General features: G+C 37.5%; 13 protein-coding genes and 1 pseudogene. 5 read left to right on the top strand and 9 right to left on the bottom strand.

Annotated features, from left to right (window positions below):
* Positions 1-29 precede the first annotated feature (29 nt).
* The 4 genes from BM146_RS18965 to BM146_RS01045 form a co-directional block, all read right to left on the bottom strand.
* A complete protein-coding gene (locus BM146_RS18965) occupies positions 30-260 on the bottom strand; it encodes a hypothetical protein (RefSeq protein WP_083413342.1) in 231 nt (76 codons plus the stop codon).
* A complete protein-coding gene (locus BM146_RS01055; RefSeq protein ID WP_074883045.1) occupies positions 238-798 on the bottom strand; it encodes a hypothetical protein in 561 nt (186 codons plus the stop codon). The genes BM146_RS18965 and BM146_RS01055 overlap by 23 nt, the downstream gene beginning before the upstream one ends.
* A 139-nt stretch (positions 799-937) precedes the next feature.
* Complete coding sequence (locus tag BM146_RS01050) at positions 938-1,618, bottom strand: RloB family protein (RefSeq protein WP_074883042.1); 681 nt, start codon at positions 1,616-1,618, stop codon at positions 938-940.
* Positions 1,619-2,809, bottom strand: coding sequence for an AAA family ATPase (locus BM146_RS01045; RefSeq protein WP_074883039.1), 1,191 nt, complete (start codon positions 2,807-2,809; stop codon positions 1,619-1,621).
* A 213-nt stretch (positions 2,810-3,022) separates the two neighbouring features.
* On the opposite strand from BM146_RS01045, the gene BM146_RS01040 reads away from it, so the two are divergent.
* Genes BM146_RS01040 through BM146_RS01030 form a run of 3 tightly spaced genes read left to right on the top strand, consistent with a single transcriptional unit; the run spans position 3,023 to position 5,716 of the window.
* Positions 3,023-4,219 carry a nucleotidyltransferase domain-containing protein gene (locus BM146_RS01040; RefSeq protein ID WP_074883036.1) on the top strand — a complete coding sequence of 399 codons (1,197 nt, stop codon included), beginning with the start codon at positions 3,023-3,025 and terminating at the stop codon, positions 4,217-4,219.
* On the top strand, positions 4,219-4,881 hold the full coding sequence (locus BM146_RS01035; protein ID WP_074883033.1) for a YecA family protein: 663 nt from the start codon (positions 4,219-4,221) through the stop codon (positions 4,879-4,881). Before BM146_RS01040 ends, BM146_RS01035 begins: the two co-directional genes overlap by 1 nt.
* Positions 4,865-5,716: an S-4TM family putative pore-forming effector gene (locus BM146_RS01030; protein ID WP_074883030.1), complete on the top strand. Its 852-nt coding sequence runs from the start codon at positions 4,865-4,867 to the stop codon at positions 5,714-5,716. The genes BM146_RS01035 and BM146_RS01030 overlap by 17 nt, the downstream gene beginning before the upstream one ends.
* Before the next feature lie 418 nt (positions 5,717-6,134).
* Here the strand turns inward: BM146_RS01030 and BM146_RS01020 are convergent, their stop codons facing one another.
* The 5 genes from BM146_RS01020 to BM146_RS19110 form a co-directional block, all read right to left on the bottom strand.
* Positions 6,135-6,377: a hypothetical protein gene (locus BM146_RS01020; RefSeq protein ID WP_074883025.1), complete on the bottom strand. Its 243-nt coding sequence runs from the start codon at positions 6,375-6,377 to the stop codon at positions 6,135-6,137.
* 14 nt (positions 6,378-6,391) lie between these two features.
* Positions 6,392-8,113, bottom strand: a complete 1,722-nt coding sequence (locus BM146_RS01015) for an IS1634 family transposase (protein ID WP_074883022.1) — start codon at positions 8,111-8,113, stop codon at positions 6,392-6,394.
* Positions 8,114-8,828: 715 nt separating this feature from the next.
* Entirely contained in the window at positions 8,829-10,415 is a 1,587-nt protein-coding gene (locus BM146_RS01010; protein ID WP_074883019.1) for a hypothetical protein, read from the bottom strand.
* 9 nt (positions 10,416-10,424) lie between these two features.
* Positions 10,425-11,741: an MBOAT family O-acyltransferase gene (locus BM146_RS01005; protein WP_207649884.1), complete on the bottom strand. Its 1,317-nt coding sequence runs from the start codon at positions 11,739-11,741 to the stop codon at positions 10,425-10,427.
* Between the two features lie 298 nt (positions 11,742-12,039).
* Positions 12,040-12,297: a helix-turn-helix domain-containing protein gene (locus tag BM146_RS19110; protein ID WP_242949315.1), complete on the bottom strand. Its 258-nt coding sequence runs from the start codon at positions 12,295-12,297 to the stop codon at positions 12,040-12,042.
* 309 nt (positions 12,298-12,606) lie between these two features.
* Here BM146_RS19110 and BM146_RS01000 point away from each other — a divergent pair, with 309 nt between their 5' ends.
* Both BM146_RS01000 and BM146_RS00995 read left to right on the top strand, forming a co-directional pair.
* Entirely contained in the window at positions 12,607-13,050 is a 444-nt protein-coding gene (locus BM146_RS01000) for a hypothetical protein (protein ID WP_074883013.1), read from the top strand.
* A gap of 285 nt (positions 13,051-13,335) precedes the next feature.
* A pseudogene (locus BM146_RS00995) lies at positions 13,336-13,977 on the top strand (IS1634 family transposase); the annotation flags it as partial.
* Positions 13,978-14,097 lie beyond the last annotated feature (120 nt).

Below are 14,097 nucleotides of genomic sequence, written 5' to 3'. Positions count from 1 at the left end.
ATTTTGTTGCGTATTATAAGAGCTATGAATTATATAAAAAGCTTGGTCTCCAGGGATTCATTGCCATACACCCTTTCTGTCCTTACTCCCATATATGATTTATCACCACGCAGCAGTTTCTCTGAAACATCCCTGCTCTTATATAGGTTAATTGGTTCTTCCGCTGTCATGGACTCTGATGTGATAAGCACAAAGTATCCGCAGAGCGCTATCTCCCTGTCTATTACATCTGTGCGTTCACGATGCAAGAAGTCGTTCATCTTCTTTGCCCTCGTTGTAAATCTCAAGCTTGAAGTATTTCTCAATGTTAGGACTTTTGGGAATCTTCTTGCCCCTGTTCTTTTCCAAGAACTCGACTATCCTGTCTATCTTCCTTTCGACATTCTCGCGTTCTGCTGCATGTTTTCTGTCATTATAGTATATATGGAAATATCTGTCCTTTTCATCAGAAGGAAACAGCTGCATCTTAACTGTCATTCCATTGACTTTATAAGATCTTATGCTGTTTGCCCTGTTCTGTTCAAAGCTGCCTTTATGTTTTAAAACGAGCTCACTTACAAGATCATTCATGCCCTTGACCATGATCACAAAGCCGTAACCATGATGGTCCATGTAGTGAATGTTTGCTTCACTGAAATATCCCCTGTCGAGAATAAATCCTATATTCTTATAGCCATAGCCTTCCACTTTTTCCAACATGTACTGAAGCTGTAAAACGTCATTGATGCTAGCCTTATATGTGATTTCTGTCCGTCGGACCAGAGATTTGCTTGCAGCTTCCTTCAGATTCCACCTCACGATGGACACCCTTGCTGTTCAGCTATACACTTCCCACTATCTGGGCGTGTTCGGGACTTGCACCCGTTAGAGCGCGCCCATGGCGCGCAAACTTAGAAGAGGCTGTTATTTTGCAGCCTCCCCTTTGTGAAATATATATTTATTTCAAATAAGCCTTAAGTTGTTCAACTAAAAGGTATACCATGGTGCCAGGTGCGTATGAGGAGGGAGTATCAATTCCATCTCTGAAATTCTCCATCCTGCGTTTTGCATTTTTGATTGCTGCATCAACGCCACCGATAGAATCCAGAAGATCGTATAAATCTTTTAGATTTTTTTCATATCCGTCTGCAGACAGATTATATTGTTTGAAAAGCTCGTTAAGTTTTTTGTTCCATTCATGCCGGTGTAAATCTGCATCACTATAACTAAAATGCAGATAAATCCAGTATTCAAAGCTTTGATTACTCCAACCTATGGCATATCCTTTGCTTTTTCCTGTGGCTATAGCAGAGTCAAAATCCGGAAAATCATCTTTATCAAAAATAACCCAAATGTTTTGGTAGATAATTTTCGCCTTGTTTACACATTCCTCTGTAATTTCGATTAGTCGCCCAGTAGAAGATCCCTGTCCATAAATGTCAATTTCCGGAACTTCAATAATATCAACAGTTCCACCAATTTGTTCAAGGACTTGTTTTTTTAGACCATTGAAGTAATAAGGCTCAGTTTTTTCACCTTCTGTAATGATAAGAAACGAGTTTGCCTTAGGCGTTTTAAAATCATGGGTACGCTTTTTTCTATCGGCCCGTCTCTTTTTAAAAATATCATCGCTTCCCATTCAATCACCTGCTTCCACAGTATAGTCAGATAATGAAGGGATTCCTCCATAAACTCCGGATAAATAGTCTTTTTCAAACGATGCATCAGAACGAATCTTGAAATCAGATAAGGCAGAAAGGCTGGAATACCCATAATCATCTTTTTGAACAAACCAGATCTGATCTCTTCTGAAAAATTTTCGATCCAAAAGAGTTGTGTCATGTGTTGTATAAATAAGCTGGGCACTAGAATCCTTATTGTTAAATAAATCAATTACAAATTTAAGAAGTAGAGGATGCAGCTTAATATTCAACTCATCTACAATCATAATTCCATCTCGCATAATGATTGAAGAAGCAATAATAAAAATAATTATGCTTTTTAAGGTACCTTGCGATTCGTTATACAGATTTAGCTTATATTTCTTTTGATCCTTACCATTATGATATGTAAAAAACTCTATCTTTTTGTCGATTGTATCGTATGAAATATCCCTGATACCAGTATCAATAGCAGTGAGAAACCTAATGAGCTCATCTTTATTATTATCAATTACATCTGGCAGAAATCGTTCCATAACACGAGGATTTTCATAAAAGCGAGTATCTACTATCATCATGTGAGAAATTTCAACAAATACTTTGTGAAATACTTCTGTTTTTAGAGATAATCTGCTGAAAAAGGTTAGGGCAAGAGCTTCTTTTGAAATCTGATTCTTATATCGGTCACATTCTCTTCTGATCGAAGCCCCCATTTTAATTTCTTCAGTACTGCGTTCCAAAATTATTGATTTACGATTGCTCGCAAAATCCCGGACATAAAACCATTCACTAATAATTTCTTTATCATCAAACTCAAATCCATAGCTATATTCTGCAGAATCATCACAGACAATAATTTGATATTCAGATGGAGAAAAATCATCATCAAAAGCAAAGGGATTATAATATTTTTCCAGAATGTTATCCTCAATCTCACCGACGGCATTCATAGAGCGCATAACTATGTTTTGGAACATCTGTATACCATAGTAGAGGTTTGATTTTCCACTTGCGTTTGCACCATAGATTGCTGCTACTCGTAAGAACTTTTCTTTTGTTCCTTGGATTAGATTGTACTGATGTTCCTTATATGCTGGTATGGATGTCATATCAAGAGTGATTTCATCTTTAAAAGACAAAACATTCTTCATAGAAAACTGAACTAGCACGGCATGAACCTCCTATTATTCCTATTCTGATAATAAAATAACATTTTATGCATGCTACGTCAACAAAATTACGAAAATTTCACAAAAATATTGACATAAACAACATATAGTGATATTCTTCATATAAATCAAATAAAAACACAATATCTTGTGCAAAACCTAAAAGCTGCATAGGGATAATTGAATATATGAAATAAGAGGGGAGAGAAAGTCATGATTAGAAAAAGTGAAAGACAAAAAGACATTTTAAGGGTTATAGAGAGCCTGGATATCACGCCTTCAATGTATAAGAATGCTGATGAAAAGTACCATGCGTTGGCAAAATACTTATCTGAACACACAAATGTTACTTTGGATATGTATGCACAGGGGTCATTTGCGTTTGGTACGGTTGTCAGACCATATAAAAATGATAAGGATGGTGCCTATGATCTGGATTTTATCTGTGAAGTAGATATAGAAAAGGGTAATATAACCGCGGAACAGCTGAGAGATTGTATAGAGGATGCTATTTCCGAGGGGGAATTGTATGGCGGAAAGCTTGAGGTTTCTGACCAGTGTTTTACCATTCATTATGCTGATGAGGGAGGGGCTTCATTTTCTATAGATATAGTTCCTGCGGCACATGAAAGCGAAATGAAGAAAAAGCTCCTTAAAGAAAAGTCCTCACGTCGGGATTTAATTGATACAGCAATCGCCATTCCTATGAAGGACAGTAATAACTATAAATGGAGAACCAATAATCCTAAAGGATTCGCTAAATGGTTTAGAGAAATAAATGAGCCATACAAAGCATATATACGCACAGAATTCAGAAAATCTCTGTTTGAGAGCACTGACATTTATGACAAGATCGAGGACATACCAGAGGGAATGGAAAGGTCAGCAGTGCAACGTGTTATTCAGCTTCTTAAGAGACATAGGGATTTGTACTATAGCCATTTAAAAGAAGATAAACCGATATCAGCCATAATAAATGTTCTTGTTGCAGAGGTTGCATCAAGTCTTCATCCGAGTACAGATATTTTTACCTTACTAGAGGCGGTTCTTAATGAGATTAATGAAAGCTCAAAGTTTTATAATGATCGGATTAAAGGGGAAATATTGTTAGAAAATAGAGCTGTAGCCCGTAAAAATCGAGAATGGTACATAGAAAACCCGGCAAATCCTGAGGACAATTTAGCTGATGCTTGGAATAAGTCAGAAGATATAGCAAAGGGCTTTTTCAAATGGGTGTCCGTAGCTAAGAAAGATCTCATCGATTCAATGGATAAACCAGATGATGAATTCAGGGCATTGTCAGAGAGTGCTTTGGGACAAGATATTATAAAGAGTGCGTGGGGTGACAAATATGAAGACAAAGCACCAACACCAATATCTGCTTCATCAAAGCCATGGAGATGTTATTAATGGTTTTAAAAAGTCTGAAAAGAATAGAAGAACTTTTAGCAGAATATCCCGAACTACATATTGAAAATGAATCAGAAGATGATATTAAGATATCCGGAAGAATTAGTATTCATAGAAGCATCAAGCAGTTTGTGCTTAAGAAGGCGTATGAGATAGAGATTTTTATTCCGAAACATGAAGATATGCTTCCCTATGTTATTGATAAGGGGAAAGCTATTAACATTGAGTACCAGCACATATATGAAAATGGGCAACTGTGCATAGCGACAGATGTTGATATGCAGCTGGCATTTTCTTCGGATCCATCACTTGTTAAGTGGATGAAAGATTTTGTTGAGCCATATTTTGTTTCGTATGAGTACTACGAACGGTATGGAATTTATCCCTTAGGAGAACGATCACATGGAGCAGATGGTATTATTCAGTCTTACATGGATATTTTTGATGTTGATGAACGAAGCGCAAAACAGATTATTTATTTTTTATCATATAAACAATATCGGGGCCATCAGCCATGCCCTTGTGGTTCAGGTAAAAGAATGAGAAGTTGTCACCGTAAACTGTTACAGCAGTTTTTTGATAATCCTACACTTCATGAACAGGTTAGAACAGATTGTATGAATATAGTAATGGAGGCGATGAATAATGAATTTACCAGATAGTACTGAAATAAAGAAAAGGCAGAATGAAGAAGAAAACATAATGATGCAGTGTGCATCTGGATATTACTTTAATATTGGGGAAAGAACAAATTATATATGTTGGGTTTTCTGTTTTTTATCTGCGGCTATTTCTTTTAAAGGCGATCAGATATTCGGCGTGATTGCTATGCTTGCATTGGATATTTTAACCATAGTAGCAGGCTACATAATGACATGGAGTGTAAAAATTGCAGCAGACTTAAGAGAATTATTTGATGCTCGGGTTTTGTTTAATAATAACGAAGCATTTGATTCTTTAAAAAGACAATATCTAAAGGAAAAAGCACTCAGAATCATTAGTGTGCACAAAGATCATTATGAAAAAATATCCAAGACAAATGGAGAATCAAATCCTCCAGGTAAAATGGATTGGTATACTTTTAATAAGGATTTTTCGCCAATATATTCTCAATTAGAGTGTCAACGGCAGAATAAATGGTGGAATAAAAAGATGGTGAAGATACGTAAAATCATTTTGGTAATAATACTGGTTACTTTAGTAGGCACTGGAATTATAGTGTTTAGCAAAGTGACTTTGTCTGCTATTGGGTTGATTAATGCTTTTGGAATAGTGATGTTCAGAGTGCACGAAAGAATGAGAAGTCATTTCAAATATCATGACACATCAGTTAGTATTGATACGCTTTATGAATCAGCGTCAAAGAACATCTCCATAGAGAAGATTGAGAATTTGCAGAAATATATAAATGAGAGACGTCATCTTCCTGTTTTTGAAATGAATATTGTACACAGGTTATCAGCTACAAAATATACAAAACTCTATAACCAGATATGAGTAAAAGGCTATATGGATGAGGAATGGACAATGTAAAATAAAGTGTGTAAGTTAAGTAACCACTAACTTACGCACTTTATTTTACATTGTCTATTTATTCGGTGTCTAATTCTTGTTATTCTTGACTTCCTGTCATTTTACCACTCAAAATCAAAGCCCTGCTGAAATGCTTTCGGCAAGCAACTCAGTAGGGCTTATTTTTATCCGAATAAAAACTCATCAAGATCCTCGAGCGCTTCCCTTAGCTCTGGATTTCTTTCTTGATTTATATAACGTTCTAGTTGTAGCGCCTCCCATTCCTCAGGTTCACACTCCATATCATATGAGAGTTCAACTAGATCCCACAAAAACTTACTCTTCTTTGTGCTTTTATGAGTCCTGCAGTATTGTTCAATCAGTATTCTCGAGTACTCTTGCATTATTCATCCTCACTTTCAGTGGAACCTTTTATGAACGCCATGATCTCTTCATAAGAATGTTCACTCTTGATAACTGCAGCCATGAGCTCATCCTTTCTGAGTTCGTTGCGAAGCTTGATAAGTTCTGCAAGCGCTTCATTCTCAGTTTCATATTTAAGCTTGGCTTTTTCCATAATAGATTTCTGCTGCTCAATCTTTGCATCAAGTGAATCTGTTGATACCTTCTTGCGTCCTCGCGCCATTGTCACATCCTCCTTCAGATTTTTACTGTCTTTACTTTGGGATTCAGCCAGTCGCTGATCTCTTTTGTCTTACGCTTTATATAGTTCGCATCAATTCCAAACGCCTTAAGTATCGTCTTCTGCGTTGCAGTTACTGCGTGATCCAGTCTGTATACGCCATCGGCCTGTCTTATCATTTCTATCTTTTCAAGCTCTCTTATAGCTGCAGGAACATTCATGTAATTCGGTTTCTCAAGCATTTCTTCCTCTGCATCCTTAAGCTTTGTGTACATGCGGTTTCTGATGATGAGTGCCACAAATGCTATCAGCATCTTGCCTTCCAGTGCATCACCTGTATATACCCTGAGGCTCCTGTTTCCAAGAAAACTCTTGTCGGCTTTGAACAGTTTCTCTGATGCATCCCTGCTCTTATACAGCTCCAGTGCCTCTTTGGCTGTCATCTTGTCAGAAGTGATGATACAGAAGTACCCGCGCATCTCCAGCTCAGCCTCAACGACATCCGATTTTTCTATTGCACAGACAAAGCACTGATCTTCCTGACCTTCATGATAGTATTCAAGGCTGTAGTATTTTTCATAGCTCTTATCTACAACTACCGACTGACCTTCAAGCCTGCTCAGATAAGCCGCCATTCTGTCAAGTCGTGCTTCCAATGCTTCGCGTTCTGACGCCGCCTTTCCATAACTGTAATAGATATGGAGATATCTGTTCTTCTCATCCGAGTAGAAAACGGGTGTCTCAACAGTTGTCCCGCTTACCTGATACCTGCGGATTGAGTATTCCCTCTTGTCCTCAAAAGTTCCTTTCACCTTTTTTATTTCTTCATTGATGAAGGACTTCATTCCTTTTACCATGATTACGAAGTCGTACCCGCATTTGTCCATGTACCTTATGTTTTCGCGGCTGAAGTATCCTCTGTCCAGAATGAATCCTGCATTCTTGTAACCATAGGCAACCGCCTTGTCAAGCATCATCTGGAGCTGGGATATATCAACAATGCTTCCAGGATATGTCTCATAAAAAAGGGGCTCTCTGTTATTGCTGTCATAAGCAATGGAGTAGTTTATGATGGGAAGCCCCTTGTCATCCTTGGCATGTCCGAACTCAGCCAGATCTATATCACCAGCCTGGCAGTTCTTATTAGTTGAGTCATAGGATATGTAAATCTTGTCCTTATGTTTCTTAATGGAGTTCCACTCATTCTGGAATTCGACGCTGTCGTCCACAGTTATCTCACTGGTGAACTTTGAAACAGTAGAATCACTATAAATCTTATAGTTCGGAGTAAAAAGCGGGTGGTTGTATGCATAGTCAGGATAGTACTGGCCTGCGTTATTCTCAGTGACTATGTAATAAGCTGCAAGATCAAGGAACAGTCCGGAGCCGCGGTCGTCATTGTATATGCTGGCAATGATCTTATCCACCAGGCTTTCTATCATCAGTTTCTCAATCACAAGGAATGAGCCGACACGAAGGCAGCTGCTCTTTTCATCATGGCCTTTATCTTTCGGAAGTTCTGCATCCGGGAAATAGGTCAGGTAGTTAGGATTGGGATACATCATGGTGGGATCGTCGTCACACATCTTACCAATAGTAGTCCGCTTTGGGATGTTGTACTTCTTGTCAGGCTTATACACCCTGTCGTACTCGTAGTTGATGTAGACAACTCCCTTGATCGTCTTCGTGTAAATCTTGCCCTTTTCTTCCGGGATCTTCACTCTGAAATCGTAGTACATAGATCACTTTTCTCCTTGATAATAAGTATGTATACCCACTCAATAATTATAACAAGAAAAGCCCGGAAAATCAACAGAATTGCTGATTTTTCTGGGCTTTTTGCCGTTTTTAGTTGATTGAGTTTCAAAACTTACTGGAAGTTAGGAATTATTCTAAATTCGGAATAATATCCCTGCACACTGTTCCTATGCCGAGTTCATAAAAGCAGTAGATGCCTATTTCGAGTGGATAATACGCAGGACAGGCTATAAGGCCATTTACCATTGTCAGAAAAAACTTTGTCCGCGGAAGTGCCGTTTTCAAAGCCATAAAACTGGCTGTGGTGACAAAAAATATACTCAGTACGGTGTGTCGCAAGCAACTCACCTACCTGGGCGGGATTTCACCCTCGACCTGACAAAGGAGCTCTGCTCCCTTGACCCACGGTTGCGAAAATGTGTGCACTCATTTTCACAAGCAAGCTTCACTAAACTCGGCTTCGCCTTGTTAAGTGCACTTGCATGGCTCGCACTAAGCTCAGTAAAAACTTCGCTAAGTGCTCTGCACAGCAAAGAGAATGCTTCTCTCTGCACTCTTGCTCCAGAGCAAAGAAAAAGAGATTATCTCTCCACGGGATAATCTCCTTTTCTTCGTTCTGGTGTTTTTGCAAAATTCCTCTACGGAATTGTTGCAAAAAGAAAGACAGTGAACTGTGCCACTGTCTTTCTAAAAACTTTAATACATATAAATATTACTAAAATGATAATTTGAATCCGGACTTCCAGTGTGATCAACATATCCGCCATTCAAAACAACCGTAACATTTCCGCTTATTGTAGACAAATCAATAACATATCGATGAACCTCAGTATCTAAGTCTTTATAATTAGCTTCAATCTGTCCTACTAAGTTTCCATCTTCATCATAAACATATGCCGTCAGCCTTCCATGATCTACTATTTTCTGGCCGTCAAAGCAAAGGTAGTTATAACCCTCATCCAAGTTTACAGTAAATTTTATTCCAATAAATTCTTTATCCTTAAGGTAATCTGCTAATGTATCTGTATTATTATCTCTTGACAATGCACCATGACAATTAACAATACTATTCCTTCCGGTATCATCCGTGATATACTCTGCTCCGTTAATAGAAACATCTACCTTATCATCATTTAAAACATCTAACGGATCAACTCCTGTAAGCTCTTTATTAAGCAATGCAGCTGCATAAAAATCTGCTTCATAATCCACCTGACCATTTACACTTGCATAGTCAAATGTAGTATAGAAGTCATACTCTTGTTTAAGATGTTCTTTGTAATTATTCTCTGTCAGCTGATATTGTCCTTCGTGCATCCACTTAAGCATCAGTGAGTTTATCCAACATGCGTAATGTGGAGCATCTTTATAGTTATTCAAATCTGTTGTTATATCGGTTCTATTATTAAAAGAAAACAAGTGAATGTTTTTATGCGGAACTATAAGTTCAGTTATGTATTCCTCAGCCTCAAGCATTTTATATAAAGTTCCAGCTGCTCGCCATTCATTCCATGAAAGAACACTGTAAGGAGAATAAAAATAATAAAAATCCACATCTGGACGCTCATCGGCAACGCTTGTAACATTAAGGTCAATGTTCTTTTTTATTACTTCCTTTTCTTCATCTGTTAAATGAACTTGCTCTTTTTCTTCTAAAGTGACACCATTGGGGCTGACAGTATTTATACCAAAGACGAATGAAGACTGCCACCTTGAGTAATCATCAAAGCTTGTTATCCCTGGTTTGAAGCCTTCTTTATCGTTGTCCAATGTCATTTGATATGCTCTGCCAAAAGCTACATCTCTATTTAAAAGATACTCCACGTCATTAAATGGATTACTGTCATATAAATATGTTGGATAATCCCCTAAATCAAGTCTCATCACATCATACGCATCATAAAACCTTCCCATATCTAAACATCTTATAACAAGTCTTAGATTATCATTTGCAGCAAGGGCTTTTTCAATGTTATCATTGATTTCTTTATATGATCCCCCAGAATATGCCACTTTTATGGAATTACATCCAAATATCTTATCTGCCTCTGTTGTCCTGAAATTCTCAGTCATAGAAGTTCCTGATATTAGAGCATCATAATCAAAGTATTTACTAATACCGTCATTTTGACTCCGCTGATTATTCAACGGATAAAAATATCCCTCTAAATCAGGCTTATGATAATGAAAAAAAGGATCTATTTTATATACCCAAAATCCTAAAACGCTCAATGCTGATACAACAATAATCAACCAGCTTATTAACCAAATCTTTACTTTCATATTTCCCTCTTAAAATCCAAAATACACGAATGTCGATTCTGCTCCCAAACACAAAACACCCCAAATAAAGGCAACTGAAGCAACTACCAACGTTCCTATACTCAATTTATCCTTGTTCCTGTAATTGTTCCCTGGTACAAAACATATGAAACACGCAACAATTATAAATATAAGCATATTGAAGCCGCGAACATTTGTAGGAAGCCAGTTTAATCCAAACAAGTTATACAGAAATTGATTTTCCACCAGATTAAATGAGGAAATCATCCCTTCACTGACTTCCGTACTCTGCATAAAAAGAATCTTAAACAGAATTGTTCTCCACTGTTCCACTGTCGATGCACTAAACAATAACCACAGCACACTTACCACTCCAAATGTACATAACCATCTGACTGGCATAAAAACTCTTTCTTCTAGTTTTTCAAACATTCTGTCAAAACAACTGAACAAGCCATGTAACAATCCCCATAGAATGAATGTCCAATTAGCTCCATGCCATAAGCCACTTACAATGAAAACAATAAGTGTATTTATATATGTGAAAATTATGCCCTTTCTAGATCCGCCAAGAGGAATATAGATATACTTTGTCAAAAACTTCGTCAAAGATATATGCCATCTTTTCCAAAAATCCCTAATAGAAATTGCTTTATATGGCGAATCAAAATTTATGGGTAAATCAATATTGAGCATAGATGAAACACCTACTGCCATGTCACTATATCCACTGAAATCAAAGTATATTTCAAAGGTATAAAACAATATCAGTAAGATGCAATCCATAGCTGTTGTTGCATCAATATTTGTATATGCCCATGAAACAGCTTTGGCGAATGTATCTGCCAAGAGCACTTTCTTTATAAGCCCCAAACTAAAAAGCTTGATACCTATTGTAATATTGGTTATATCAGCTTTTTTTCTTTCAACTTGATTGATCTGCGAAATATAATCTACCGGATCAATAATTGGTCCCATTACGAGTTTAGGAAAATATAAAATATAAGCCATATAGTCAATAATATTATTATTTTCAAGATTACCTTGCTCTGTCGCGACTATATAAGCTATTTGCTGGAATGTGTAAAATGATATTCCAAGCGGTAAGATTATCTCCTTAAGCTCTATTTCTTTACCAAAGAAGATATTTACATTTGTGATAGCAAAATTCATATACTTGAAATATAGCAATAATCCCACATTCACAATAATAGGTAATGCCGTCAAGAACTTCGTTTTTATTTTGAACTTCCTGATAGCCAAGGCAGATCCATAATTGATCAGCATGCTTATTCCCAAGTAGCCAAGCATATTTATTCTGCCCATCGAGTAAAAAATAACACTAGCAACGACTATTACTATTTTTCCTATAATTGGATTAATCTTATTAGCCACAAAATAGAGCAATACCGTAATTGGCAAGAAATACAGTATAAACTCATAGCTATTAAACTGCATAAAACACACTCCCATCTTCTATCTAAAAGGTGTACCTTTTTGGATTTATTTTTTTATCAAAACACCGTTTTTGATTATATCATAACAGCCACTGTTTATGTGAACTTTAATGTTTTTTGACGCGCTGGCTTTTACTGTCTTAAAAGGTACACCTTCTTGTATTTTTTCAGTCATCTAAATATGTGGAGTTCTTGTACACCTTAGCTTTGAAATAGAATGTGGATCTCGGCATATTGCACTCTCTGGCAGCTTCCGCAACAGATAACTTCCCCGATTTCCATTTCTGATATGCTTCATGGAAGTTCTCGGGTAGTTGCTTCGGTGGTCTACCAAACTTATAACCCCTTGCTTTTGTAGCAGTGATACCTTCTGCCTGCCTCTGATGAATTGTTCTATACTCGCTCTCTGCAACATATGAAAGCAAGGCAAGATGGATATCAAGTCATTTAAGAAGATACAGAGAAGAACAGGATATCCGTGATACTCTGAGCGCACTAAGCGATGATGAAAAGGAAGAATATCTTGCTGAACTAAGAGGCGAAGACACTATTAAAAGCCTGAAAAAGCGTCTCGATGAACTACTTTACAAAACCGATGTATATGAAAAGGTCCTCCAGAAACATAACCTTATTGAAGAGGCTGAAACTCTGATGGAAGAAGGGTATGCTCTGTCTAGAGCGTTTGATGAATGGGCTGAAGCGGAAATGGGTAAGCTTCCGGAAGGAGAACTGTCATGGTTAAAATAAAAGATAGAAATCTTCCGGAACTTGCAGAAATATACAATAGTGGCGGCAAAGATGCTCTTTATCAAAAGCTCCGAGAGTCATTTGGAATAAAGTATCCGTGGTCAACTCTGGACAGGATGAAAAACATAGATTATCTGGGATATAACGAAGCTACAGACAGATTTTGTGTCGCACGATGTGAGAAAGCTGGCGAAAGCCTATTTATGTCGATTGATGAGCTTTGTTCACCGGTAAAGCCACAGCATATATGCGAGGATAAAACAGAAAGGAACGCCCCTAAAGCAGAAGCAATGGAAAAGCTTGTTAAAGAGCTTATTGGGGACAGGCTTCTAGAACTTAGTAGATACGTTGTCATTGATACAATAAACAAGACAATGATCATAGACAAAACAGCACTTACCGATGCTGGATACACACTGGTAACTCATTAAAAGGTGGGTCAATTCACAGTGTAAAAATCGAGATTTATAAACAAAACTGACCCGCCTCCAAAATCACAATGACGGATCCAAGGGTGGGTCAGATTTAAGTATAAAAGTGGGTCAATTTTACTTGACAATCAACAGCTCTCTTTGTGGACATCCATTCCGATATAAACTATAGTATTCATATGTGGCCTCCTATTGTAAACGGTAATCCCTGTTACCATTAATCTCAACAATTAATAGCTTACAGGTAAATCCACGAACCTACAATCTGGAGGTCACTTCATATTGTCTCCCAAATACAAAATCTATCAGCGTAAGATCAGGCAGGGGCAGGTAGACAGGGCAATAGCTATTATCAACAGCGGGAAATATAAACAGCGTCCCAAGAATCAGAATGATCCACACAGATTTATCGGAAAGGAAGTCATGACTGAAGATGGCTAGGCATGTACAAAAGAAGTTCCGTATCTCAAGACAGACATCATAGCTGAAGAAGAAAAATATGATGGATTCTGCGCAGTTTGTACCAATCTTGATGACATGAATGTTGCTGAAGTGATACACATCAATAAGAAACGCTGGGAAATAGAAGAATGCTTCCGGATAATGAAAACCGAGTTCAAGGCAAGACCCGTTTACCTTCAACGGGAAGACAGGATAAAAGCGCATTTCCTGACCTGCTTTATATCACTCTTCATATACAGACTGCTTGAAAAAAGATTGGGCGAACAGTATACCTGCGAAGATATAGTCCACACCCTCAGGGACATGAACATGTACCGTCCTGGAGAAAAACGCGGATATATCCCATCATACACAAGAACAGACCTGACAGATGCACTTCATGAGACCTCTGGATTCCGCACAGACTATGAGATTCTTACTGACCTAAGCATGAAGAAAGTCATCCGTGAATCCAAGAAAAAGTAATAATATATAGCTACACTTTTAACCTAAAACTAATGCGAGGTTTCCGCACAATTACTGCGGTTCCTCGCATTTAAACTGTCAATGATGGGACAATAGTAATGATTTCCTTGCAACTATTAT

The sequence above is a fragment of the Butyrivibrio proteoclasticus genome (assembly GCF_900115735.1).
Taxonomy (GTDB): Bacteria; Bacillota; Clostridia; order Lachnospirales; family Lachnospiraceae; genus Butyrivibrio; species Butyrivibrio proteoclasticus_B.
This window is presented reverse-complemented; position numbering and strand designations above follow the sequence as displayed.